General features: G+C 48.0%; 20 protein-coding genes. 8 read left to right on the top strand and 12 right to left on the bottom strand.

Going from position 1 to position 25,391, the window contains the following annotated elements; genetic code table 11:
* Positions 1-119 precede the first annotated feature (119 nt).
* From ACMXI2_RS00530 to ACMXI2_RS00490, 9 genes are all read right to left on the bottom strand, one after another.
* Positions 120-548 carry a DUF6686 family protein gene (locus tag ACMXI2_RS00530; protein ID WP_483779793.1) on the bottom strand — a complete coding sequence of 143 codons (429 nt, stop codon included), beginning with the start codon at positions 546-548 and terminating at the stop codon, positions 120-122.
* A 380-nt stretch (positions 549-928) separates the two neighbouring features.
* Positions 929-2,521, bottom strand: a complete 1,593-nt coding sequence (locus tag ACMXI2_RS00525) for a RagB/SusD family nutrient uptake outer membrane protein (RefSeq protein ID WP_483779792.1) — start codon at positions 2,519-2,521, stop codon at positions 929-931.
* Between the two features lie 24 nt (positions 2,522-2,545).
* Entirely contained in the window at positions 2,546-5,761 is a 3,216-nt protein-coding gene (locus ACMXI2_RS00520) for a SusC/RagA family TonB-linked outer membrane protein (RefSeq protein WP_483779791.1), read from the bottom strand.
* 36 nt (positions 5,762-5,797) lie between these two features.
* Positions 5,798-6,745, bottom strand: coding sequence for a FecR family protein (locus ACMXI2_RS00515; protein ID WP_483779790.1), 948 nt, complete (start codon positions 6,743-6,745; stop codon positions 5,798-5,800).
* Between the two features lie 90 nt (positions 6,746-6,835).
* Positions 6,836-7,390, bottom strand: a complete 555-nt coding sequence (locus ACMXI2_RS00510) for an RNA polymerase sigma factor (protein ID WP_483779789.1) — start codon at positions 7,388-7,390, stop codon at positions 6,836-6,838.
* 197 nt (positions 7,391-7,587) lie between these two features.
* Positions 7,588-8,439 carry a DUF4249 domain-containing protein gene (locus ACMXI2_RS00505; RefSeq protein WP_483779788.1) on the bottom strand — a complete coding sequence of 284 codons (852 nt, stop codon included), beginning with the start codon at positions 8,437-8,439 and terminating at the stop codon, positions 7,588-7,590.
* Positions 8,440-8,449: 10 nt separating this feature from the next.
* Entirely contained in the window at positions 8,450-11,092 is a 2,643-nt protein-coding gene (locus tag ACMXI2_RS00500) for a carboxypeptidase-like regulatory domain-containing protein (protein ID WP_483779787.1), read from the bottom strand.
* A 50-nt stretch (positions 11,093-11,142) separates the two neighbouring features.
* Positions 11,143-12,120, bottom strand: a complete 978-nt coding sequence (locus ACMXI2_RS00495) for a FecR domain-containing protein (protein WP_483779786.1) — start codon at positions 12,118-12,120, stop codon at positions 11,143-11,145.
* 98 nt (positions 12,121-12,218) lie between these two features.
* Positions 12,219-12,737 carry an RNA polymerase sigma-70 factor gene (locus tag ACMXI2_RS00490; RefSeq protein ID WP_483779785.1) on the bottom strand — a complete coding sequence of 173 codons (519 nt, stop codon included), beginning with the start codon at positions 12,735-12,737 and terminating at the stop codon, positions 12,219-12,221.
* 98 nt (positions 12,738-12,835) lie between these two features.
* On the opposite strand from ACMXI2_RS00490, the gene ACMXI2_RS00485 reads away from it, so the two are divergent.
* On the top strand, positions 12,836-13,885 hold the full coding sequence (locus ACMXI2_RS00485; protein WP_483779784.1) for a quinone-dependent dihydroorotate dehydrogenase: 1,050 nt from the start codon (positions 12,836-12,838) through the stop codon (positions 13,883-13,885).
* On the opposite strand, the gene ACMXI2_RS00480 is transcribed toward ACMXI2_RS00485, so the two are convergent.
* The 3 genes from ACMXI2_RS00480 to dnaB all read right to left on the bottom strand — a co-directional run bounded on the left by ACMXI2_RS00480 (position 13,886) and on the right by dnaB (position 17,649).
* The gene (locus ACMXI2_RS00480) at positions 13,886-14,584 is read right to left on the bottom strand and encodes a 16S rRNA (uracil(1498)-N(3))-methyltransferase (RefSeq protein ID WP_483779783.1); all 699 of its coding nucleotides are present in this window, start codon (positions 14,582-14,584) and stop codon (positions 13,886-13,888) included. It abuts the gene before it with no gap.
* 42 nt (positions 14,585-14,626) lie between these two features.
* Complete coding sequence (locus ACMXI2_RS00475; RefSeq protein WP_483779782.1) at positions 14,627-15,985, bottom strand: MATE family efflux transporter; 1,359 nt, start codon at positions 15,983-15,985, stop codon at positions 14,627-14,629.
* A 92-nt stretch (positions 15,986-16,077) separates the two neighbouring features.
* Entirely contained in the window at positions 16,078-17,649 is a 1,572-nt protein-coding gene (gene dnaB, locus ACMXI2_RS00470) for a replicative DNA helicase (RefSeq protein WP_370910989.1), read from the bottom strand.
* Positions 17,650-18,122: 473 nt separating this feature from the next.
* On the opposite strand from dnaB, the gene pheT reads away from it, so the two are divergent.
* The 7 genes from pheT (at position 18,123) to ACMXI2_RS00435 (ending at position 25,302) form a co-directional block, all read left to right on the top strand.
* The gene (gene pheT, locus ACMXI2_RS00465; RefSeq protein ID WP_483779781.1) at positions 18,123-20,552 is read left to right on the top strand and encodes a phenylalanine--tRNA ligase subunit beta; all 2,430 of its coding nucleotides are present in this window, start codon (positions 18,123-18,125) and stop codon (positions 20,550-20,552) included.
* Between the two features lie 9 nt (positions 20,553-20,561).
* Entirely contained in the window at positions 20,562-20,870 is a 309-nt protein-coding gene (locus ACMXI2_RS00460; RefSeq protein ID WP_079469556.1) for a hypothetical protein, read from the top strand.
* Between the two features lie 16 nt (positions 20,871-20,886).
* A complete protein-coding gene (locus ACMXI2_RS00455; protein WP_142683921.1) occupies positions 20,887-21,180 on the top strand; it encodes a cell division protein ZapA in 294 nt (97 codons plus the stop codon).
* Positions 21,181-21,351: 171 nt separating this feature from the next.
* On the top strand, positions 21,352-22,917 hold the full coding sequence (gene rny, locus ACMXI2_RS00450) for a ribonuclease Y (protein ID WP_079469558.1): 1,566 nt from the start codon (positions 21,352-21,354) through the stop codon (positions 22,915-22,917).
* A 126-nt stretch (positions 22,918-23,043) separates the two neighbouring features.
* The gene (locus tag ACMXI2_RS00445; protein ID WP_079469559.1) at positions 23,044-23,652 is read left to right on the top strand and encodes a 3-keto-disaccharide hydrolase; all 609 of its coding nucleotides are present in this window, start codon (positions 23,044-23,046) and stop codon (positions 23,650-23,652) included.
* A gap of 16 nt (positions 23,653-23,668) precedes the next feature.
* Complete coding sequence (locus tag ACMXI2_RS00440) at positions 23,669-24,457, top strand: SDR family oxidoreductase (RefSeq protein ID WP_483779780.1); 789 nt, start codon at positions 23,669-23,671, stop codon at positions 24,455-24,457.
* A 23-nt stretch (positions 24,458-24,480) separates the two neighbouring features.
* Positions 24,481-25,302: a purine-nucleoside phosphorylase gene (locus ACMXI2_RS00435; RefSeq protein ID WP_483779779.1), complete on the top strand. Its 822-nt coding sequence runs from the start codon at positions 24,481-24,483 to the stop codon at positions 25,300-25,302.
* Positions 25,303-25,391: the final 89 nt, after the last annotated feature.

Below are 25,391 nucleotides of genomic sequence, written 5' to 3'. Positions count from 1 at the left end.
GGACTTCCGTATTCACGGCTTTACATTGTACGACATCTCTGATAAAATCCGTTCCCGCGGCTGGCAGATCACATCTTAAGAAAACCCCTTTCACAAAAAGAAGGCGGAGGCTTTCATCATTAACCGGCAGACTCGCACCCGGAAGACGTTTCCAGGATGTTGTATGCGTCTATCAATGCCTGTACTTCTGCTGTTATATTTGCCAGCGCAGTTATTTCAGCGGGGGTTACCAACATCATTACATGATCGGCCGGCAGGGGTAAACAAATCATCTTCTCATTTTCTGATGTATGGTAATGGTCATCCGATAGCCGGCTGACCATTTTCTTGAAGCATTCAAATTCAGTGATATCAAGGTTAACAACCGTTGTACCAAAAGCTAACTGAATGCCTTTGCAGTGCGGGCAGCGGATCACATATCCTGCAGCGCCGTGATATAATGTCTGGTAATTACACATGGGCCTATGGGTTTGTGCCTCCAGCGGCCGGTGAGGGCCGCTGTCAGGACTTAATTCATCACTCTTTACCTTAGAAAATGGTGGTGGCAAACAACGGATGTATTGACTATGTACAGCTAATAACTCCGGGGTATTGTTTACATCTCACAAAAATACAGCAGGAAATCGGGGGTAAATGCTCGGATCAGGAAAACGACTTACGCAAAAGGGAAAAGATCGCCTTCGGCGATGTTAAATTGTCTTGGAGCAGGATTACGCTGATTATATTGATTATATTGATTTTTTTGATTGATTATGTGTTGATTTTTATAATGATTAAGGGAGATATAAGCGAATAGATCCGCATATATCTCCCTTAATCATTATAAAAATCCAGAAAGTAAAAATCAGGCTAATCAATCAAAAAAATCAATATAATCAGCGTAATCCTGCTCCAAGACAATTTAACATCGCCGAAGGCGATCCCTCCGCTAATAGCCCGCGTTCTGTACCAGCTTTGGATTCAGCGTAATTTCATCTACAGGTATAGGGTAAATACGGTGTAAGATATTTGCATCTGCTTTAAAACCCCAGGCGCTTTCAAATACACCAAAACGGATCATATCATTCCTGCGCCACGCTTCCCAGGCGAATTCCCGGGCGCGTTCTTCCAGCAGGCCGCTGAGGTTGATACCGCTTACCAGCGGGGCATGTGCCCGGGTGCGGATCTTGTTCACCAATACGTCGGCATCCTGCAATTCTCCTTTTACCGCTGTGGGAGCAGCTCCTCTCAGAATGGCTTCTGCCTTCATGAGCATCACATCTGCCAGCCTGAAAACGGGCACATCGTTATTGGAGTTACGTTCAGAAGGTTCTGTGTTCTTGTCGGGATAGTACTTGATGGAACGTACACCGGAGGCTTTTGCCAGTTCATCATTACCAATATCCATTGTAGTATCTACACGTAAGGTCATGGTTTTAGAGAAGGTGAGCTGCCATTTGATTTCCTTCGTAGGTTCGGAACCGGTATACTTGTCGTTTAGCCCTTTATTGGTAGTGGTGATCATAATGGGCGCACCGTCCGGGTTGAACTGCGGTCCTTCCAGCCAGGTATTGTTACGGACATCTCCTGTTAAATTGAATTTATCATAGAAGGAGCCGATGGTACTCATGGCAATACTTGGGCGGAAAGGCAATGAAAACTTTGCGACCAGGTTTGGATGTAATCCGAAACGGGAAAACTGGTTGCCTTTGATCACATATCCATCGTAAGGAATAGCAAAAATGGTTTCCATAATAGCAGGTCCGTTATCCGGCATAAAAATGCTGGTGTAGTTATCATCGAGCACGTACTTACTGCCGGTCAGGATGCTATCTGCCATTGCCACCACCTCATTATACCGGGGTTTGCCTGTATATACCATTGAATTGAGGTACATTTTTTCCAGCAGCGTAAAAGCAAACCATGCCGTAGGTTTGGAATAGGTAACTTGTCCTCTTTCCCTTCTCAGCAATGGCAGCACTTCTTTTAGTTCCTTTTCTATAAAATTAAATACCTGTTCGCGGGTAGATTGTTCGGGCGGTGTTGGATCACCAAAAGTAGTGATGATGGGCACTTTGCCATACAAGTCCATCAGGTAAAAGTAATACAGCGCACGCATCGCCCTGGCCTCGGCCATTGCCAGCGGTTTGGAATCACTATCGGGGGCCTTCTCAAAGAGTGCAAGAATACGGTTGCAGGTATTCACTCCACCGAAAGCCCAGCTCCATACATTTTTTACAGTAGGATGATCTTTCGTCCAGGAGTGCCTGTGCAACTGTGCATACTGACCTCCATCCACGTAGTTACCTCCACGGGCGGGGATAATGGCTTCATCGGTAGAGAGTTCCTGCATCCGCCAGTAGTCTACGGCGTAGCCGCCGCTCAGCTGTGTATAAATAGGTCCGGATGCGGCGATAAAGCCATCGGGCGTGGTCGGAAAATTTTCCTTTACATATTCAGATTCCACGTTTACATCCAACTTTGTACAGGCTGAAAGTAAAGTAAAACTGATTGCTATTCCTGTGATAAAAATATTTTTCATGTCGCTATTTTTAACCGTCAGTTTTTAGAATGTTGCGTTTAAACCAAAGAGGAAAGAACGTGTTTTGGGATAAAAATTGCTGTTGTCAATCCCCGGTGTAAGTCCGCCCATATTGATTTCCGGATCAATACCGGAATAATCGGTAATGACGAACAGGTTATTACCGGAAACGTATAAACGTAGTTTCCTGAGATATTTATTATGCATGGGAACCGTGTAACCAATAGTAGCGTTATCAAGCCGGAGATAAGCACCATTTTCCAGGTAGCGGGAAGAAATGTAAGGTGCATTCACATCGCTTGGCGACTCCTGTTTGGAATACTGCGGGATATTGATGATACCTGCTTCATAAGGCGCGTTCAGGTTAGCCAGCGTAGCATTCAGGATCTTGTTGCCGGATACGCCACGTACAAAGATGTTGGCATCAAAATTACGCCAGGTAAAGCTGTTGCTCCATCCGTAAGTAAAGGCCGGCTGTGCGTCTCCGGTGTATACCCTGTCGGTGGAAGTGGGGCCGGTAACCAGATTGCCTTTGGCATCGCGGAATTGTGAAAGGCCTGCGCTGTTTTTATCTACGTATTGCCAGAGATAGAAAGAGCCCAGTGCATATCCGCCTTCCACACGTTGTGATTTATTGCCGGATTGTCCTCTTCCACCCAATTCGGCGGTTTCAATATATTTCACGGAGAAAATATCGTTGGAGAGGGAGAGTACCCGGTTTTTATTATGCGCAATATTGGCGGAGGTAGTCCAGTTGAAACTGGCCGTTTTCACCGGCACGGCATTCACCTGGAATTCAATCCCTTTATTGCTCATGGAGCCTACGTTTGCCAGCATGTTACCAACAAAATACTGGGTGGCGGCCACATTGTAGGAGTAAATCAGGTCGGTGGTACGTTTGTCGTAATAGTCCACCGCAAAGCCCAGGCGTCCTCTTAAGGTAGTGAAGTCCACTCCTATATTAGCCATCCCGGTGCGTTCCCATCTCAGGTTGGGGTTATCGTTTTGTACCGGTCCGATGGCATTGATCAGTTTCCCGTTATTGTAGAATTTACCGGTGATATCGTAGCGGAGCGTTGCTATTAATGGATCGAAGCCCAGTGAGTTACCGGTAACGCCATAGCCTGCACGCAGTTTAAGATCTTCTATCCAGGATACGCCGGAGAGGAAGCTTTCCTTATTCATTTTCCAGGCTGCGGATACAGCGGGGAAATATCCCCAGCGGTTATTTGCGCCAAAGGCCGAAGAGCCATCTCTTCTTACAGAAGCCATCAACAGGTATTTTTCACTAAACTGGTAATTGGCTCTTGCATAAAAGGAGATGAAGCGCAGGGTTTGAATGCGGGTGGTACCAAAGTTAGGCTGGAAGGCGCCATCGGGGCTTCCGAGGCCGAGGTTATCGCCTTGTGTGGCATCTGATACAAAGCCCTGGTTAGAGGTCTGGAATCCATCGCCACGGCGATCTTCCTGCCACGAGTAGCCAGCCAGCAAACGCAGATCGTGTTTACCAAAAAGCACGTCGTAATTGAAATAGGTTTCCAGTACTTTACGTGTATTCGTATAGGCGCTGCGTGTAGCTCTTCCGTTAACGCCCTGAGCCAGGCCGGACGCGCGGTTATTATAAATATCCCGGTTAATCTGCTCGTCCTGCATAGACAGGTTCAGTGTGTAACGCAAGCCAGGCAACAGGTTTAGCTCAGCACGGGCATTGCCCAGCATGATCTTGTCTTTGGTGCGGTCGCTGTTGTTATTGATGAGTGATACCGGGTTCAGGTAATTGCGCGTACGCGAGAAATCTTCTTTATAAGTACCATCCGGGTTAAAAATATTCACGGTAGGCATATAGTTCAACATGTTCATGAACACCGCTTCCGGGATCTGGTTTTGTGTACTTAAGCTGTTGCTGATGGAGAGGTTCAGCTTCAACAGGTCGTTGAACGCACGTTGTTCCAGGTTGGCTCTTACGTTCAGCCGTTCCAGTGACGACTTTTGCATGATACCATTATTCTGCAGGTAGTTCACGCTTCCGTCGAATACTGTTTTCTCGTTGCCGCCGCCAAACGAAATGTTATGGCTATGCGACAAGCCGTTGCGGGTAACAAGTTTCTGCCAGTCGTTATTGGCTTTATCATCATAAGCCGGTGTGATACTTTTGCCGTTGTCCTGCAGGTATTTGGTGAGGTCTTCGCTGGACATCATGTCGATGGAATTGGAGATGCGCTCATTGGCCACATAGGCATTGTAGCTGATCCAGCTTTGACCGGGTTTCGCGCGGCGGGTAGTGATCATTATTACCCCGTTGGCAGCGCGTGCGCCATAAATAGCGGTAGATGCCGCATCTTTCAGCACATCCATTGATACGATATCTGAAGGTGATACGAGCTGGATATTGGCGCCTGGTACTCCATCAATTACATAGAAGGGTTGTTGTGCTTCTCCATCACGGAAAGTGGAGGGCCCGCGCAGGATCACCGCCGGTGTGGCGTTTGGATCGCCGCTGCGGGTAATGTTCAGGCCGGGTACTTTTCCCTGTAGCAGTTGTTCGGGGGAACTGAATACGCCGGTGTTAAAGTTTTCGGCGCCTACATGGGAAACGGCCCCGGTAAGATCGCCTTTGGTGGTGGAACCATAACCTACCACTACCACGCTGCTTAACAGGCTGGCATCGGATTTCAGTTTAATGGCTACCCGTTGCTGCCCGTTTAATACCAATCGGGTAGATTTATATCCCAGCGAAGTAAATAACAGGGTGTCGGTGGTGTGATCTGCCTGTAAAGAGAAAGCGCCGTTAGGATCGGTGATGCTTCCCTGTGTATTTCCTTTTACCAGTACGCTCACGCCGGGTAAACCTACGCCTGTTTCTTCATCGGTAACTTTACCGGTTACGGTTGTTTTGTTCTTTTCTTTTTTAATGATGTACACGCCTTCCGTGGCGGAGAACTGGAACCCGCTTCCTTTCAGCAAAGTGCGCAGCACTTCTTCTATGGGCTGTGAACGGAAGTCCTGTGTTTTTACCGTCAGGTTCTTTAATAAAGCGGCATCGTATACAATGTCGGCGCCGCTTTGTTTTTGCAGCATTTTCAATGCATCTGCAAGCGGGCCTGCTGTAATATGCAGTTCCTGCACGATGGCTGTTTTTTGCTGGGACATGACGCTACCGCATAGCGACAGCATAAGCGCTACAAGAAATATCTGTTTCACAGAGATCCTTGTACGCAAGTGAGTACTACGTACATTCATAACCGGTGTTTTAATTTCAGTTCAGGGAATAAATATTTATTGATCTATAGTATAATTTCCTGCGCCGGCAGGTGTTATTTTCAGCTGATGATCCGTAAGATCTTCCAGTACATTTATGATCTGCGCAATCGTTAAATGCATATTGAGCGATCCGCTAATTTGCCTGTCAATTGTCCTTCTAACGTGGAATTTCACCGGGTAATAATTCTCCAGTAATAGCAGTGCATCCATAACAGGCATATTATCGAACACTATTTTATCCTGCTTCCAGCCATTGATATCCGGCGACGATACAGACAGCCGGGAGAAAGTATAATTATTTCTGTTAACCTGCAGTAGTTGATTAGCCGTTAAGATGTCCATCACCTGGCCGCCTTTATTAACGCTCACTTTCCCTGTGCTCACTCCTATTTCCAGCAACTGCCGGGGATAGGCCCTGATATGAAACGAGGTTCCCAATACCTGCACCTGCAGGCTATCGGTGGTAACGCTGAAAGGTTGGCCGGGCGCCGGCGCTATATCAAAAAAAGCTTCTCCCGACACCAGTTGCACCTGCCTGGTACCCGTAAAATGATCCGGGTATTTCAGTAAGGCATTAGCACCCAGCCAGATCCGGCTGCTGTCTGGCAATAACAGCATTTTCTTTTCCCCGATGGCGGTACGCAGTTCCAGCCAGGCGATCTTTTGGGACGGCCGGTTGTTCATCATCCACCAGCAGCCTATGCCCACCAGCAGCAATACAGCTGCTGCAGCAGCCATTTTCTTCCATATAGGATACATGGTAGCCGGCCGGCCTGAACGTTGCTTTATGACCTTTAAAATGCTGCGGCGCAGCTGTTCCCGGCTGCGGGTATCCTGCTCCGTTACCGGAGCGGCATCTTCCGCCAGTGTATCCAGCCAGTGGGTAAGCAATTGCTCCTCTTCCGGGGTAGCTTTGCCATCCAGGTATTTGCCGATGAGTGCATTTATTTTTGATCGGATCAAGGTGTGATGTTTATGACTAAGTTGCATAAACCATCCTTTTTAACTATTGGGAATCCGGGCTTAACATTAAGGTAACATGGGAGGCAAAAATCAGAGGAACATTAACAGGCGGTTCAGCAGTGGTCGGGCTTTCTTGTAGGCGTTTCCAAGCTGGTTACGTACCGTTTGCTCGGCAGTACCATGCATCATGGCTATTTCGCGGATGCTCAGCTCATCAAAGTGGTACCATTCAAATACCTGTCTTTCTTTTTCCGGCAAGTGCTGCAGGTCGTGCTGCAGCTGGTTCAGAATATCTTTATGGATCAGGGAATTAAGGGTAAGCTCCGACCGCAGCTCACTATGGCTGATAAATTTTTCGAGGTGTTTTTCTTTTAATCCGTCGTCGCGGAACTTACGCAGGATTTGCTTTCTTACTGCACTAAACAGGTAGTAACGGATATGGGTATGCAGCTCCAGCTGCTGCCGGCGCTCCCAGATACTGGCGAACAAGTCCTGTATAATATCCCGTGCATCCTCTTCACTCCCCATAACCTTTGCTGCGTAGGCATACAGTTCTTCCCAGTAAGTATTGAAAATCAGCTCAAATAGCTTAAAATCACCAGTACGTAGCCGATGAATAAGATCAACGGGGAATTGTTCAGGCATATAAAAATATATATCCTAAAAATAGAGCAGGTTTTTAAGATAAAAAACGGGATAACAAAAATATAGCGAAGTATTAATATAGGGGAGGTAAAACGGCTTAAAGCATGCCCGTTTCTTTAAGCCGCGAGGTTTTTACTGTGATATTATCTTATTTATCTATGTTATATCACGTCAGCCTGTAAGCCGGCAAAAGAAAACTATTGTATCTTAAATATCATCTTCCTGGTATTTATACCGCCAACAATGCCATAGCCATTTGTAACATTGGTAAACACCCTTACATGCGAGCCCAGGGCCGTTCCGGCGTCTCTTTGTGCCGCCAGGGTATTGAAGTACCGGTAGGTAGTGTAAGTCAGCGCGCTTACTTCCACCGTTATTTCACCGGCGTTCATGATGGGATCCGCTGTTTGTAAAACGAAGTTCACCGGTTTCCCATTAAAGCGTTCATCGTTCATGACAAGACTGTTATAATTACCCGTGGAAAAGTATTCAACCAGGTTATTATTAAAGGCAGGATCGAGCCTGAAAAGCAGGAAGGCGCCCTTACCGGTGGCGGCATCTGTCATATAAATGCGGATCCGGTAATAATCGGCGGAGGCGGGCAGGTCCTTTAGTGTAAACTGTACCCGGCTGCTGCTGCGCTGCGCACCTGCGTTAGATACCAATGGCGCCGGCGGCAGTGTATCCGTGCCCGTTACTGATTGCAATCCGGCCGCAGCCACGGCCACTTTATATTGCTGCCCGAGTACTGCTTTCTGGCCGGACACATAATAAGAGAGTCCTTTGATTGTTTGTACCTGCAGCGGCAATACCGATGCCTCATCCGCCGTAAGCGTTACGGTAGCCCCGGGGATGTCATTGTACCCGGCATCGTTGTATACATTGGAAGGCACGCTGCGCGTTACCCGGATATAGATGACGCTATCCGGCTGTATCAGTGTGTTCACTACTATTTTATCGCCTTCATAAGGCAACTTAATCTCTTCCTTTTTTTCACATGCACTCAATAGCATGGATAACCCGATCGCACCTACGAAAAAATATTTCATACACATCTCTTTAAAACTTAACCGAATAAGTAATACTGGGCAATATAGGCAGAATGCTTACTTTCGACAGGTACCGTTTCTGTTCTGCGGCATCTTCACTGATAGCATAAAAGTAGGGGTTCTTCCGGTTGTACGCATTAAACACGCTCAGGTTCCAGCTTCGTGTCCAGTGCTTTTTTTGTTTACTCCAGGTAACACCCAAGTCCAGCCGGTGAACAGCCGCGCCCCGGTAATTATTCCGGTTGTCGAAGCGATCAACACTGCTATTACCGGTGCCAGGCTCCCAGGGGGAGGCTCCTTCAGTACCGGCATAACTGGATACCGGCAAGGTAAACGGCGTTCCGCTGTTAAAATGCCAGGAGGCAGAAAGTTCCCATTGTTTCCCCAGTTGTTGTACCAGCACCAGTTCAATATCATGCCGGTGGTCATATTTATACGGATAGATCTTCCCGTTATTCACATCGGGAAAACGGCGGGTAGACCAGGCCAGTGTATAACCCACCCATCCCGTGGTGCTGCCTTTTTTCTTCTGCAACATTAATTCCGTGCCATAGCTCCAGCCTTTGCCCACGGTTACATTTTCATCCCACCGGGTTGCGGGAGGAGTAATGAGACCACTGGTTTCCCTGGTTTCAATCACGTTGTGCATGGATTTGAAATAGCCCTCCAGTGAAAATTCGTACTTCAGGTTAGCCGTAGTTTTAGCTACGCCGGCAGCCAGTTGTCGTGAAAACATAGGCGCCACATGTTGTGTGGAAGGCACCCATATATCTGTAGGCAAAGTAGTACCATCGCCGGACAACAGGTGAATATACTGGTTCATATGTGTGAAAGCCGCCTTCACTGCCCAGTTGCGGGGCAATACATAACGCAGTCCCAGCCTGGGTTGCAGCGAATAATAAAAACGGCCCTCCACCAAAAATGCCGACGCATGCAAGCCTATGCTGGCAAAAAAATCAGGCCGGATCTGCCAGTCATCTTCCGCATACAACGATAATTCAAAACCGGTTACATTTAACGATGCATCCAGTGTATCCAATGGTATTACCTGGCTGTCCCTGTCTTCAAAACTGGAGTGGCCGGGCTTGAAATCATGCACTGTAGTAACTGCGCCAAAGCGAATGGAATGCCGTGGGGCCGGGCGGTAGTCGAAATCTATCCTGCCACCCTTGCTCTCCATCAGGGAATTGTACCTTCCATATACATCCGACTTTTCACCGGAAGCGGCCAGCATATATTTATGTTCTATCTCCGTAAAAAATTCGTATTGAGAATAGTTCAGGGTTACATTGGAAAACAGTTTGGGGCTGTAGATATGGTTCCAGCGTATAGCCCCGATCGTATTGCCCCATCCCAGCCGGAAACGGAGGCTTTCACCGATATATTTCGACGGGTTGATGATGCGGGAAGTATCGTCTGTCGTTTGTTTCAGCAACAGGTTATCTTCTCCCTTATAAAAACTTAAAAAGAGCCGGTCTTTGGGAGAAAATATATGATTCACTTTTGCATTTACATCATAAAAGAATGCTTTGAAATCACCATCTTTACCCAGCGTATTTTCTGCCTGTAAAGCTGCGTTGATTAACAGATCCGGATAAGAACGGCGGGCAGAAAACATAAAGGAAGTTTTGTCTTTTACAATTGGTCCTTCGATATTAAACTTAGCCGCAATGAACCCAATGGATGCATCGCCGTGAAAGGCTTTCATATCACCTTCTTTCATCGCAATATCTACCACAGAAGATATTCTGCCGCCAAAACGCGCCGGGAACGCGCCTTTATACAGGTCCGTTGTTTTTACCACGTTGGCATTCAGCATAGAGTATACACCGAAGAAGTGAGAGAAATTAAATACCGGGGTGCCGTCTATCAGCACGAGGTTCTGATCAGGACCACCACCTCTTACATACAAACCACCGGCGCCGTCCGGACCACCGCTTACGCCCGGGAGCGACTGCAAAGCGCGCATTACATCCACTTCGCCGAGCAGTCGTGGCATCGCCTGCAAATCAGAGGTGCCCAGGTTTACCCTGCTCATCTGCGTTTGCTCCTGCAGCTTGCTGCCTTCCTTTGCGCTGATCACTACCTCTTTTAAACTGCCAAGCGGCTGCAGGTGAACGTTAATCATCTGGTTGCCCTTAGCCGTTATCTTCTGCAGATAAGGCTTGTAGCCTATGTAGGAAATCAACAGGCTGTTGGTATCTTTCACCGTGGTTAAACTATAAAAACCATATTGATTGGCGGTAGTGCCCTGTTTGAGCACCGGCGAATAAACTGTGGCGCCAATCAGGTTTTCTCCACTGACGGCATCTTTAATATAACCACTGATAGTACGGCTGCTGCGTTGCGCGGGCGACAATATGATCTGGTCCCCCACACGGGTGAACCGGATATCGTCGGGAGAAAACAATTCGTCCAGCAATTTTTTAAGACGTTGTTGGCGGGCGGTTAACGTAACCTTCCGGGACAAGTTGACAAGTTCCCTGCTATATGAAAAATGAATACCATATTCTTTTTCCAGTAATCCACATACCGCCTCCAGGGGCAGATCCTTTACTACTACCGTTACTCTTGTTTGCCAGTCCCACCCAAAAACCTGGAAGGGGAAACTAAATATTAATATTCCCGTCAGCAGTTTTAAGGCTAACGACATAGTATAGCTAAATTGAAAGTGTGACTACAGCTTTAGTTGACGGCTAAAACTTATTTTAATTTGTATTGACGGTCGTTTACTTTTTCATATGATGCATTCAGCATAAGTGCCAGTGATTTCATCACTTCTTCTGTTGACTCATCCGTAAAGCTGGCCCGTACCGGCAGTTTCAGCAGGTCGGTATCCATCACTTCTATTTTGATATCATATACTTCTGTGATCGTATGCAATACTTCTTCAAGTGGCGTATCCTGGAACGACAATGACCTTTTACCCATATCTGTTACGTGAGAAGCGATACGAAAAGCGGGCCTGTCGTTATCATGCTGCAGTAACATCCCATCGGTGAGGATCACGCTGTCTTTTTTATCATGATTGATCACCATTACCTTGCCACTGCTAACGTGTACTTTCAGCGTGGCAGCAACGGGTTCATAGTTGATCATAAACCGTGTACCCAGCACCTTTACTTCGTTATGTCCGAGTGTGATCACAAACGGATTTTCCGCGCTGCCGTTTACATCAAAACTGGCCATACCCGTAAGCGTTACCCTCCGGTTGCGGTCATTAAAGCCCCTGGCTACTTCCATCCTGGCGCCAGCCGACAACTGTATTTTACTTCCATCGCTCAGTTCCGCGCTTACCGGGCCGGCATATACCCGGTCCGGATGATTGCGGGTGAGGAACCACAGTCCTGCGCCCAATGCCACCACCAGTACAGCGGCAATTTTCAGCCAGGTGAAGCGGGGTTTGGACCTGATGGCGATCAATGCCGGCTTCTCATCCATTTTTTCCCGGAGCTGCGTCCAGGCGGAGCCGGTATCTGTCGCCACTGTTTTTTTATTGGCCGCAGCGGTATCCAATACTTTTCCCAGCGACACCAGCAGGGCCATATTACCGGGATCTGTTTCCTTCCATGCTTCCACCCACGCACGCTCTTCCTCATCCGCTTCATTCAGCAGATACTTGCAGAGCAAGGTATACAGCGCCTCATCGGGCAGTGCCTCGTTAGGAAAAGATGGTGTCATTAGTTGTTGTAAGTTTTTACAGTCGCCGCCTTGCGGGCGGTATTACATTAATAAGACGCACGGGAAATACAGATGCCCCTATGCGACCGGAAATATTTTTAGAACAGGAACCCCGTCAGCAATGGCAGGTATTCCTTCAACTCCTGGTGGAGGATCTTCAGGGCCTTGCCCATCTGGTTTTCCACCGTTTTTACGGAAATATTCATTGCTTCCGCTATTTCTGCATATTTCATATGCTGCTGGCGGCTGAGGATAAACACCTCGCGGCAGCGCTCCGGCAACCTTTCCAGTGCCTGCCGGTACAACCGTTCCAGCTCCTTCACTTCCTCCCCTGCACCAACCGTTGTTTCTGTTATCTTCCCATAACCATTCTCCTTTTCCGAGCGCACAACATCCTTACGCCACTGGCTGATGGCGGTATTACGGATAGCAGAAAACAAATATGCTTTTACCGGGCCTGTAATAGTGATCGTATCCCTTTTTTCCCACAACCGCAGGAATACCTGTTGTACTATTTCCTCCGCTACATGGGTATCCCCGGTGTAGTGAGTGGCAAAGGCCAGGCAATGAGCATGGTTTTCCTTAAATAATGCTTCAAATGTTTGGAGCTCCAGCATGATGAAGGGCAAATATAGGAAGGATTTTCACTTACGCGAATTTTGTGTTACCCCAAAACCACACAAAATTAGCCCCCCTTCTTGCTCCCAATCGGCTAATGCTTATCTTTGTTCCCGCAATGTACAACCTGATCAAAAAATTCCTTTTCCGCTATCCGCCGGAAAGTATTCACCACAGCGTAATGCGTGGTATGAAAACAATTTACTCGCTGCCACTTGGCAAGAATATCATGAATGCCTTCTGTGGAGTAAAAACCCAGGGCCTGGAACGTGAAATATTTGGACTCACCTTTTCCAATCCTGTAGGGCTGGCAGCTGGTTTCGACAAAGACGCGAAGTACATTGATGAACTGGCCTGCCTCGGTTTTGGTTTTGTGGAGATAGGTACTGTAACGCCATTGCCACAGCCGGGTAATGAGCTCCCGCGGTTATTCCGCCTGCCGGAAGATAAAGCCCTCATCAACCGTATGGGCTTTAACAACGAGGGCGCCGTGGCCGCTGCAAAAAGATTGCAACGCAAAAAATCCAATATTATAGTAGGCGGGAACATCGGGAAAAATAAACTGACCCCGAATGAGGAAGCTGTCAGCGACTATGAAAAGTGTTTTCATGCGCTGTACGATGTAGTAGATTATTTCGTGGTAAATGTAAGCTCCCCCAACACGCCCAACCTCCGGGCCTTACAGGAGAAAGAGCCGTTGAAACAACTGCTGCATCACCTCCAGGTACTGAATGCACAGAAAGTGAAACCTAAGCCCATCTTACTTAAAATAGCACCGGACCTCACTACCGAGCAACTGGATGATATCATTGAAATAGTAAAAGAAACAAAACTGGCCGGCATCGTAGCCACTAATACCACTATCAGCCGGGCGGGATTAAAAACGCCTGCCGCAGAAGTAAATGATATCGGCGCCGGTGGCCTCAGCGGTTTGCCTGTAAAAAAGAAAGCAACAGAAGTGATCCGTTATATCCACACCCACAGCCAGGGCACTATTCCCATTATCGCTGTAGGTGGCATCTTCACCGCAGAAGATGCACAGGAAAAACTGGATGCCGGCGCATCGCTGGTACAGGTGTATACCGGGTTCATTTATGAGGGTCCGAAGATTGCGAAAAAGATCTGCGCAGGTTTACGCGCACAATAATCAGCATGCATTCATAAGCGTTACCGCCACCATGCCCGCCGTTTCTGTACGCAGGCGTGTATCTCCCAGCGATACCGGTACATAACCTTCGTCCAGCGCCAGTTTTATTTCTTCCGGTGTAAAATCGCCTTCCGGGCCTATCAGTATAAGGGTATCCTTTGCGGGCTGCATCACCTGCTGCAACGGGGTTTTCTGCTCCGGCAAGCAATGGGCGATCAGCCGCTGCGGATCTTTATTATTCCTCACCAGCTTATCAAAAGCCTGCGGCTCCCGCAACTCCGGTAAATAAAACTGCTGTGATTGCAGCATCGCCGATACCAGGATATTCTGAAGCCTTTCCGGTTTAAATTTTTCCTTTTCGGTACGCTGGCTTACCAGCGGGATAATGGTTTGGATACCAATCTCCGTGGCCTTTTCCAGGAACCATTCTATACGCGACGCATTTTTTGTAAAAGAAATGGCTACCCGCAAGGCCCGCGGAGGAGCCGGCATCGTTTCAGACGAAAGGATCTTTACAACACATTTCTTGCGGTTATCGTCGGTGATCACTGCGGTGATTTTATGCCCGCGTCCATCTGCCAGCAACACCTCATCGCCCTTTTCATGGCGAAGCACCTGGATACAATATTTGGAAGTATCCTCATTCATGGTATACAGGGTGGCATCCTGCTGTATTTCCGGCGCGTAAAAAACTGACATATCTTTTTGATTATCCTGATGTGCGAAGATAGTTTACGGATTTTATCCGGCAGACGATATCCGTAGTTTTTTTGTTTTGATCTGAAACCGCACAAACAGCAGCACAGAAGCCACCAGTAAGCCCAGCAACAATGCCCACCATACGCCTTCCACGCCATAATCCAATTTGATCCCCAACAGGTAACCCAAAGGAATTCCCAGCACCCAATAGGCCAGCAACGTAATCACGGTAGGAATACGCACATCGCCGAGGCCGCGCAGGATACCCAGTCCTACTACCTGCATACCGTCGAACAACTGGAAGAAGGCCGCAATGATCAGCAGGCGCGAAGCAATCTGGATCACCTGCGGGTCCTGGATGTAAAATGACGGCAACAGCTGATTGCCCAATGTGAACAACAGCGCAGCGGCGCCCATCAGCACCAACACCATATGATAACTGGCGATAGCGGATAAACGCAATGCCCCGAAGTCTTTCTTACCGAAATTATTACCGCTTCTAATACCTGCTGCCGCGGAAATACCGCTGGCCATCATGTAGGTCATGGCAGCAAGACTCAGCGCTATCTGGTGAGCCGCCAGTTCCGCAGCTCCCATCCAGCCTACCATTACAGCGGCTCCGCTGAAAGCGCTTACTTCAAACAGGTATTGCAGGGCCACCGGCGTACCGATGCCCAGTATTTTTTTAATGGCTGCTGCCTTCAGGTTTTTAAACCCAAATGATTGCAGGTATGGTTTGAAACGGGGGGCGCGCAACACATAAAATGCCATCGTGATCCCCATGATAAGGCGGTCGGTAAAAGTGGCGATCCCCACGCCGATCACGCCCATCCGGGGCAATCCGAACAGGCCATACACCAATGTAATCCCGATCAGGATATTCAGCACGTTCCCGATGATACTGATATTCATAGCCTGACGGGTGAACCCCAGTCCTTCCGCAAACTGTTTGAAGGAGAGGAACAGCATCAGTGGAATAAAGGAAAAGCCCAGGAAACGCAGGAAGGGGCGGGCCTGCTGCGCCACATCACCTTCCTGGTGCAGGAAAGATAAATAGCCGCTGCCGAAATAGATAACAGCCGACAGCAACACGCCTACCACCATGTTAATGATCAAACTATGGCTCAGCAAATGCCCGATGGCGCCTTTGTTGCCGCGCCCGTTTTCCTGTGCAATCAACGGGGTAAGTCCGTACGACATTCCGATACCGGCCACCATAAATACGGAAAACAAACCATTTCCCAGGGATACTGCTGCCAGCGGCACTTTCCCGGTATGGCCAATGATAATACTATCTGATAGTGCAACTAATGTGTGTCCCAGTTGGGAAATAACTACGGGGTAGGCTAAACTGAAATTGTCTTTGTAATGCCCTTTGTACTTTAAATACAGCTGTTTCATTGATTGTTCTGTTATGCGGTGCGGAGATTGTCGCGTATAAAAAAAGCCGGCGATCATTTCGATGCCGGCTTTTAGCAATATCTTTTTATGCGCTAAAATGGTGCATCTTCAAATCCTTCGTCGAAGTTCATGTCATTCATCTTGGATCCCTTCTGTATGTACAGTTTAGCTTCGTCGTTGCCGCCGCCGCCTTGCTGCGGACGGTTCATACCTGCGTAGGGATTGCCGCCGCCACCGGGGTTTTCCAGGCTGCCATCATCTTCAAAACGCTGGTATTCCAGTACGGCTCTCAGTTTGATGGTATCCAGCTGACCATTACGGTGCTTGGCTATACGAACGTGGGTTTCACCTTTATTGGATTCGCCCATTTCATTGGTGTTGATTTCATAATATTCAGGACGGTACAGGAACATTACCATGTCCGCATCCTGCTCAATGGCTCCTGATTCACGGAGATCACTCAGCTGCGGCATTTTGTTACCGTCTTTACGTTTTTCCACATCACGGCTCAACTGCGAGAGGGCGATCACCGGTACCTGTAGTTCTTTTGCCAGTCCTTTCAGGTCGCGGGAAATTTTACTGATTTCCTGTTCACGGTTGGAACCTTTACCATCACTGCTACCGCTCATGAGCTGGAGATAGTCGATGATGATAACGCCTACGCCGTGGTTGTGTACCAGCCTGCGGCATTTGGCGCGCAGTTCAAAGATGTTGAGGGCCGGGGTATCATCAATGAAGATAGGTGCTTTTGCCAGGCGTTCGATACCGTGGGTCATCAGCTTCTTCATTTCATATTCTTCCAGCTTACCGCGGGAAATCTTTTCCAGCTTTATTTCTGACTCGGCCGAGAGGATACGTTGTACAATCTGGCCGGACGACATTTCCAAAGAGAATACCGCTGCTCCTTTCGGGAAGCGGGGGTGAAGGGCCGCGTTTCGCGCCAGGTTCAGTGCAAAGGCGGTTTTACCCACAGAAGGACGGGCAGCTATGATGATCAGATCCGTAGATTGCCAGCCATAGGTTACTTTGTCCAGTGAAGGGAACCCGGAAGGTACCCCGGTAATATCATCACCTTTATTCCGCAGATCCTCGATACGTTTCATGGTGTTTACCAGTACGCGGTCGATGGAATCGTAGTTTTTACGGAGGTGGTTATTGGTTACTTCAAATAACTTTGATTCGGCGCTGTCCAGCAGGTCAAACACATCCGCAGTGTCTTCATAAGACTCTGTAAGGATTTCCCCTGAAATGCGGATCAGTTCCCGTTGGATAAATTTCTGGAGGATGATACGGGCATGTGCTTCAATATTCGCGGAAGACACCACCATGTTGGTGAGCTTCATTACGGTAAATGGTCCGCCGATCTGTTCCAGTGAGCCCATTGATTTCAGCTCTTCTGTTACGGTGAGGATATCCACCGGCATCGACTTACCCGCCAGGCGGGTCATCGCACTAAAAATAATCTGGTGAGCTTCTACATAAAAGCACTCCCCTTTCAATATCTCGATAACGGTGTCAAATGCACCTTTTTCCAGCATTACGGCTCCCAAAACAGCTTCTTCCAATTCTTTAGCCTGTGGTGGTATCTTGCCATACACCAAGGATGACACATCAATGGACGGTTTTCTGCGCACATTGCGGTCCTTCTTAAGATTGAGATCCATTTATGGTTAGTGTATTAAAAAAAGTTAATAAAAGGTTACTGTCAATGGGCCTTTCCTGTTGTTTTTACAATCGATATCTGCATTTTCCCGCATTCTATAGGGGTCATAGCTACGTTAAGAAATTGTAAACTTTTTCAAGCCGTACAAACTAAGGTAAAGGCATTTTTCCGATTAATGCCCCCTTCTTCGTTATTAAATTTATTAAGCCTCATACACAGGTTATCCACAAGCAAAATGTCAGTTATCCACTGACACGACTATGGTTATCCACTAAAACGCAGGAAATTCCCTTGCAAAGGTCCGATTATTCACACACATTGTGTAAAAAGATTTTCCACATCCTGCAAAAATACAGCACTGTAGCGGTTTTGAGGTATTTTTAATTTCAAAGAATCAAAGTGGATAAGCCGCAAAGCCCGAAAATCAATTCTAGTTGTTAACTTTACGCCACTTTATATAAACCGAGCAGATAAATGACGATTTCATACAACTGGCTATGTGATTATTTACCGGTAAAGCCTACACCGGAGGAACTATCTACCATTTTAACCAGAATAGGCCTGGAGGTAGAAAGCCTGGAGAAATTTGAAGCAGTAAAGGGAAGTCTGGCTGGATTAGTAATCGGAGAAGTACTGACGGCAGAAAAACACCCCAATGCAGACAAGCTCACACTCACCACCGTTAACACCGGCAACGGCGAGCCCCTGCACATCGTTTGCGGCGCTCCCAACGTGGCAGCAGGACAAAAAGTAGTAGTGGCTCCCATCGGTACCACCATTTACCCGCTGGGTGGCGAACCACTGACCATGAAAAAAGCAAAGATCCGTGGAGAAGAAAGCCAGGGAATGATTTGCGCAGAAGATGAGATCGGGCTGGGCAGCAGTCATGACGGCATCCTTGTACTGGACGCCTCCCTGCAGCCGGGCACTCCCGCCAGTGAAGTATTTAAACCCGCACAGGACTTCATCTTTGAAATTGGCCTTACGCCCAACCGCATGGACGCCATGAGCCATATCGGCGTGGCCAGGGATGTTTGCGCCTTCCTCAATAACCTGGAACATACGCATAAATACCAGGTACAGCTGCCTGAAATAAAGACGCTGCCCAAAGCAGATGCCCCTTTAGCCATCAGCGTTACCATCGAAAATACCGATGCATGCCCCCGGTACAGCGGTATTTCCATTACCGGCGTAGAGGTGGCCCCATCCCCCGATTGGCTGAAAGCCAGGCTCACCGCCATTGGCGTTCGTCCTATCAATAACATTGTGGATATCACCAATTTTATCCTGCATGAAACCGGCCAGCCCCTGCACGCTTTTGATGCAGCCGCGGTAAAAGGCAATGCCATCATGGTGAAAAACCTCCCGCAGGGCACTCCTTTTGTTACTTTGGATGAGAAAGAAAGAAAACTGGATGCTACCGACCTGATGATCTGCAACGGCGCCGGCGAAGGCATGTGCATAGCAGGCGTTTTCGGCGGATTGCACTCCGGCGTAACGGATACCACGCATAACATTTTCCTGGAAAGCGCCTTTTTCAGCGCCGGCGGCATCCGTACCACCTCCTTCCGTCATGGTTTACGTACCGATGCGGCCACCCGTTTTGAAAAAGGAGTGGATATCTCCAACGTGGTATTCGCCCTGCAACGGGCGGCAGACCTCATCTGTACACTCAGCGGCGGGAAAGCAGCATCTGAGATCATCGACGTTTACCCATCTGTAAAAGTAAAAACACAGGTGGAAACTACGTATAGCTATATCCGTAAACTCAGCGGCGGCAACTACCCCGATGATAAGATCAAAAACATCCTGCGGAGCCTGGACTTCGACATCCTGTCGGAAACCGCCGAAGGGCTGCGTGTAGCCGTGCCCTTCAGCAAACCGGATATCAGCCTGCCGGCCGACCTGGTGGAAGAAGTAATGCGCATAGACGGCCTCGATAATATAGCAATACCTTCCAAAATAGCGATCTCACCCGCCCTCTCCGCCCAACCGGACGCCGAAAGGGTAAAGGAGAAGATTGCAGATTATCTCGCCGGCAACGGGTTCAACGAAATATTCACCAACTCTATCACTAACAGTAAATACTATACGCCGGAAGTGCTGGAACATGCGGTGAAAATGATGAACAGTCTTACCGTGGAACTGGACATCATGCGCCCGTCCATGCTGGAAACCGGCCTGGAAAGCATTGCCCATAACCTGAACCGCAAAAACGAAGACCTCCTGTTCTTCGAATTTGGTAAAACCTACCAGGTACTGGAAAAGGGCTATGGCGAAAACAATCACCTGGTATTATATCTCACCGGTAAGAAAACGGCGGAAACCTGGATGCACAAATCCAGCCCGGTAGACTTTTACTTCCTGAAGGGTTTTGTGATCAATATCCTGCAGCAACTGGGTTACAGGCAGTTCACCTGGGCGGAAAGCACCGAACCTGGCCTGCAGCCATCCTGGGATATCAAGGTGAAAAACCAGGTGGTGGCCACACTGGGAGGTGTGCCCACAGCCAAACTGAAGCAGTTTGATATCCGCCAGGCCGTATGGTTTGCCAGCTTCAACTGGGATAAAATACTGGGACTCTTGCAAAAAAGTGATAACTTTTACAAGGAAATTCCGAAATTCCAGGCGGTTAGAAGGGATCTGGCACTGGTGCTCGACAAACAGGTTAAGTTTGCCGCCGTGGAAACAGCGGCACGCAGCGTGAAATCCGGCCTGTTACAACAGGTAAATCTGTTCGATGTATTTGAGAGTGAAAAACTGGGTACTGATAAGAAGTCTTACGCCGTGAGCTTTACCTTCCTGGACGCTCAGAAAACATTGACAGATAAAGAAATTGACAGTGTAATGGACAAACTTATCAAAACGTTTGAAACACAGTTACAGGCAGAGATAAGAAAATAAGTAAATGAAATGGTTCTGGAGCAATACATTCAACGTGTAGAAGAGAAATTGCACCTGCTGGTAAAAAAGCTCCAGCAGGTGCAGGCTGAGAATGCATTGCTGAAAGAAGAAGTGAGCATACAGCAACGGGAGCTGCAACAGCAGCAACAGGCGGTACAGGGACTGGAGGAAAGACTGCAACTGATGAAAATTGCATCCACCGCCCAGGGCGGTACCACCATAGCAGCAGAAGATGAAGCGTTTAAAAAAGAGATCCGCGGCAAGATCAATGATTACATTAAAGAAATTGACCGTTGTATCGCTTTACTAAACAGCTGAACTAAAATCATACATCATGGAGCAACTCATTCCTGTTAATATTATCGTAGCGGACCGCTCTTACCGGATCAAGATCAAACCGGAAGAAGAAGCGGAGGTACGTCGTATTATGAAAGAAGTGAATGAGAAGATCGTCGATTTTAAAACTGCCTATGCAGGGAAAGACCTGCAGGACTATATTGCTATGGCCCTTATCATGTACGCCACACATCCCGTTACCAGCGGCGGTAAAGCCCAGGCAAGCACTGCGCCTTTTTTGCAGGAGAAGCTGGAAAAGCTGGAAGAAATTATCAACCAGGCATTGGGTTGATCACGTTACCCATTGCTGACCAATGAATTAGCTAATTGGCTAATTATCACGTATCAAAGACGCTTTAACTGCTATTTTTTTGTATTTTCGCGGGTCAGTTCTCGCCCCTGTCGTGTTTTAGCAGCGATATGGGTATGAGGATACTACATAAATCAAGTATAAATAATTCATATGGATGTTACACTTATCACGACAATAGCTGCAGTAGTGGCATTGATCATTGGGATTGTGCTAGGTAAGGTGATTTTTGCCAAAAATACGCAGCATAAGATAGACGAAGCTGAACTACAGGCTAAAAAAATCATTGCAGATGCACAAATCAGTGCGGAAAATCTCAAGAAAGACAGACTGCTGGAAGCCAAAGAAAAATACCTGCAACTAAAAAGCGAATACGAAAAAGACGTATTGCAACGCAACCAGAAGCTGGGAGAATCGGAAAACCGCATCAAACAGAAGGAACAGGCATTAAATCAGAAAAACGAGCAAATCCAGAAGCAATTAAATGAAAATGACGCGATCAAGGAAACCCTGAACCGTCAGATGGAACTGGTCACCATCAAACGTACCGAACTGGAAAAACACCAGGAAGAGCATATCCGCCGCCTCGAAAAAGTGGCCGGCTTAACGGCAGACGAAGCGAAACACCAGCTGGTAGAGAGTTTAAAAGAAGAAGCCCGCTCACAGGCTCTCTCTCATATCCAGGAAATTATTGAAGACGCTAAATTAAAAGCGAACAAGGAAGCAAAGAAAATCATTATCCAGTCCATTCAACGTACTGCTGCAGAGCAAACCATTGAAAATACCATCACCGTATTTACCCTGGAAAGCGATGAAATCAAAGGCCAGATCATTGGCCGTGAAGGTCGTAACATCCGCGCTATTGAAGCCGCTACCGGTGTGGACCTGATTGTAGACGATACCCCTGAAGCCATCGTATTATCTTCCTTCGACCCGTTACGTCGTGAAATTGCCCGTTTATCCCTGCAACGCCTTGTTCAGGACGGACGTATCCACCCTGCACGTATCGAGGAAGTGGTGGAAAAAACCAAGAAACAACTGGAAGAACAGGTAATGGATATCGGTGAAAGAACCGTAATAGAACTGGGCATCCACGGCCTGCATAAAGAACTGGTGCGCCTGGTAGGTAAGATGCGTTTCCGCTCTTCCTATGGTCAGAACCTGCTCATGCACTCCAAAGAAACCGCTAACCTTTGCGCGGTAATGGCAGCAGAACTGGGTCTGAACCCTAAACTGGCCAAACGTGCCGGCTTACTGCACGATATCGGTAAAGTACCTGATGAAGAAACTGAACTGAGCCACGCCCTTCTCGGCGCCAAGCTCGCTGAAAAATATGGCGAACATGCCGCTGTGGTAAACGCCATCGGCGCCCACCACGATGAAATGGAAATGCAATACGTTATTTCCCCCATCGTTCAGGCATGTGATGCTATCAGTGGCGCACGCCCAGGCGCACGCCGCGAAATCATGCAGAGCTACCTGCAACGTATCAAGGACCTGGAAAACCTGGCGCTCGCCCACGATGGTGTGGAAAAAGCCTATGCTATCCAGGCAGGTAGAGAATTACGCATCATCGTAGAAAGCGATAAAGTTTCCGATGGGGATGCAGACCGCCTGTCTTTCGAAATTGCCAATAAGATACAAACAGAAATGCAGTATCCCGGCCAGATTAAAGTAACTGTAATTCGTGAAAAAAGAGCAGTGAATATAGCAAGATAGTTTTCTGATTTAATAATTCAGGAATTTGACCTTATATTGGAGTCCTCCGGTTTTACCGGGGGACTTTTTTTATAGATCAATGACTGATCTTCATTCACCTGAAAATCACTAAATCTTAGCAGTGTTATGAAAAAAACCTTTTTCAATTGTTTACTGGGAACCGCCCTGTTATTGGGTTCCGGCGCATACGCGCAGAAGGCGCAATCTCTGTTCAACGGTAAAAATCTCGATGGCTGGAAAATACATGGTACAGAGAAATGGTACGTGGAAAACGGGGAGCTGATCTGCGAAAGCGGCCCGGATAAAGAATATGGCTACCTGGCTACCGACGGGCAATACAAGGATTTTGAGCTTACCGTACAATTCAAACAGGAAGCCAATGGTAACAGCGGCGTATTTTTCCACTCCTCACTGGAAGGCACCAAAATCACCGGCTGGCAGGCAGAAGTAGCGCCGCCTGATATGCATACCGGCGGTATCTACGAGTCGTACGGCCGTGGATGGCTCATTCAGCCCGACAAAGAGAAAGAAAAGTTCCTGAAAATGGGCGAATGGAATACCATGAAAGTAAAGGTACAGGGCGACAATGTAACCACCTGGCTCAATGGTCATGAAATGATTACCCTGAAAGATGATAAGATTGGCGCAGCCAATGGCCAGATAGCCCTGCAGATCCATTCGGGCGGCGGTATCAAGGTAAGATGGAAAAACATCAAAGTGGTGCCTTTAAAGTAGTAAATACACCCGTTGAATGCACTTTACGGATAAAGTAATATTAATTACAGGCGCCAGCTCAGGAATAGGCCAGGAGCTGGCGCTTTTGCTCGCAAAAGAAAAAGCCCGGCTGATCCTCGCAGCAAGGAACCAGGCCGCCCTGGAAGCAGTACGCAACCAATGCCTGCTGCATACGCCCCATTGCGAAATATTGCTGATGGATGTAACCGATGAAACCCAGGTAAATGAAGGTGCCCAACACGCCCTTCAGTTTTTTGGGAAGATAGATGTCCTGGTGAATAATGCCGGCGTTACCCAACGGTCCAAACTGATAGATACTTCCGTGGCAGCCATCCGCCGGCTGATGGAAGTGAATTTCTTTGGTGCAGTGATGCTCACCAAAGCCCTGCTACCTCATTTTAAAGAACAGGGTGGCGGCCAGATCATTGTGATCAGCAGCATGGCCGGCCTTATGGGCTATCCCTGGCGCTCTGGGTACAATGCCGCCAAACATGCCCTGCAAGGATATTTTGAAACCCTGCAAACCGAACAGCCCATTCCCCGGTTATATACCACTATTGTTTGCCCGGGACGCATACACACGCCCATTACCTATGCCGCCATCACTGCCAACGGCGAGCCTTACGGGAAAATGGACCCCGGCCAGGCAAATGGCATACCTGTTGACCGCTGCGCACAGCAGATCCTAAAGGCCATGCATAAACGAAAAAAAATAGTGCTGATCGCACGGGAGGAAAAGATCCTGCTATGGATTAAAAGATATTTTCCACCCCTGTTTTATGTGATTGCGCGCAAAGGGAATTAATTTGCAGCAAATTCAACAAACGTATGGACCTGTTACTGCAACAAATAGCTGCGGCTACCACCTATCTGCAATCTTTTTCCTTTGAACAGCCGCGTGTAGGCGTAGTATTGGGCACGGGTCTCGGGGAACTGGTAAATCATATTAAAATAGCCCATTCCATTCCCTACCAGCAAATCCCTCATTTCCCGGAATCTACCGTAGAATCACATAAAGGCCACCTGATCCTCGGGCATATCGGCAATACGCCGGTGATAGCCATGCAGGGCCGCTTTCATTACTATGAAGGCTATACGATGCAGCAAATCACTTTCCCGGTAAGGGTAATGAAGGCACTGGGCATTCAGCAGCTGCTGCTCAGCAATGCCGCCGGTGGCATGAATCCTGATTTTAAGAAAGGCGACCTGATCTTACTGGATGATCATATTAATATGCAGCCGGAAAATCCGCTGCGCGGCCTCAACTCGCCGGCGTACGGTCCGCGCTTCCCGGATATGAGCTGCCCGTACAACCCGGAGCTGGGCGCTAAATTAGAGATGGCTGCCGCTTCACTGGGTACTTCGTTAAAAAAGGGTGTATACGTATCCGTTATGGGCCCCAACCTGGAAACAAGGGCGGAATACCGCTTCCTCCGCATGATAGGCGCCGACCTGGTAGGAATGAGTACGGTGCCGGAAGTAATTGTGGCAAACCAGCTGCAACTGCCATGCGCAGCGGTGTCTGTAGTAACGGATGAATGCGATCCGGATAACCTGCATGCAGTTTCTATTGAAGAAATTATTGCGGTAGCCGGTAAGGCGGATAAATTGCTGAGCGGACTCTTTGCGCAGGTGATTGCCGGATTGTAGCGGAGGTTGTCTTATCCGGGATTAACGGGATTATACTGATTACTTTGAGTTTTTTTAAACAAAACAGCGGCTTCAATGAGCCGCTGTTT

Source organism: Chitinophaga sp. G7 BAM 1005 (genome assembly GCF_057126945.1).
Note: the sequence above shows the minus strand (reverse complement) of the source record. Positions and strands in the feature narration are given on the sequence as shown.

Coding starts and splice junctions, on each gene's coding strand:
- ACMXI2_RS00520 (WP_483779791.1), bottom strand. CDS start 5,761: ATGAATGTACGTAGTACTCACTTGCGTACAAGGATCTCTGTGAAACAG.
- dnaB (WP_370910989.1), bottom strand. CDS start 17,649: ATGGATCTCAATCTTAAGAAGGACCGCAATGTGCGCAGAAAACCGTCC.
- pheT (WP_483779781.1), top strand. CDS start 18,123: ATGACGATTTCATACAACTGGCTATGTGATTATTTACCGGTAAAGCCT.
- ACMXI2_RS00500 (WP_483779787.1), bottom strand. CDS start 11,092: ATGTCGTTAGCCTTAAAACTGCTGACGGGAATATTAATATTTAGTTTC.
- ACMXI2_RS00455 (WP_142683921.1), top strand. CDS start 20,887: ATGGAGCAACTCATTCCTGTTAATATTATCGTAGCGGACCGCTCTTAC.
- rny (WP_079469558.1), top strand. CDS start 21,352: ATGGATGTTACACTTATCACGACAATAGCTGCAGTAGTGGCATTGATC.
- ACMXI2_RS00510 (WP_483779789.1), bottom strand. CDS start 7,390: ATGCCTGAACAATTCCCCGTTGATCTTATTCATCGGCTACGTACTGGT.
- ACMXI2_RS00480 (WP_483779783.1), bottom strand. CDS start 14,584: ATGTCAGTTTTTTACGCGCCGGAAATACAGCAGGATGCCACCCTGTAT.
- ACMXI2_RS00525 (WP_483779792.1), bottom strand. CDS start 2,521: ATGAAAAATATTTTTATCACAGGAATAGCAATCAGTTTTACTTTACTT.
- ACMXI2_RS00495 (WP_483779786.1), bottom strand. CDS start 12,120: ATGACACCATCTTTTCCTAACGAGGCACTGCCCGATGAGGCGCTGTAT.
- ACMXI2_RS00435 (WP_483779779.1), top strand. CDS start 24,481: ATGGACCTGTTACTGCAACAAATAGCTGCGGCTACCACCTATCTGCAA.
- ACMXI2_RS00505 (WP_483779788.1), bottom strand. CDS start 8,439: ATGAAATATTTTTTCGTAGGTGCGATCGGGTTATCCATGCTATTGAGT.
- ACMXI2_RS00460 (WP_079469556.1), top strand. CDS start 20,562: ATGGTTCTGGAGCAATACATTCAACGTGTAGAAGAGAAATTGCACCTG.
- ACMXI2_RS00485 (WP_483779784.1), top strand. CDS start 12,836: ATGCTTATCTTTGTTCCCGCAATGTACAACCTGATCAAAAAATTCCTT.
- ACMXI2_RS00440 (WP_483779780.1), top strand. CDS start 23,669: ATGCACTTTACGGATAAAGTAATATTAATTACAGGCGCCAGCTCAGGA.
- ACMXI2_RS00475 (WP_483779782.1), bottom strand. CDS start 15,985: ATGAAACAGCTGTATTTAAAGTACAAAGGGCATTACAAAGACAATTTC.
- ACMXI2_RS00490 (WP_483779785.1), bottom strand. CDS start 12,737: ATGCTGGAGCTCCAAACATTTGAAGCATTATTTAAGGAAAACCATGCT.
- ACMXI2_RS00445 (WP_079469559.1), top strand. CDS start 23,044: ATGAAAAAAACCTTTTTCAATTGTTTACTGGGAACCGCCCTGTTATTG.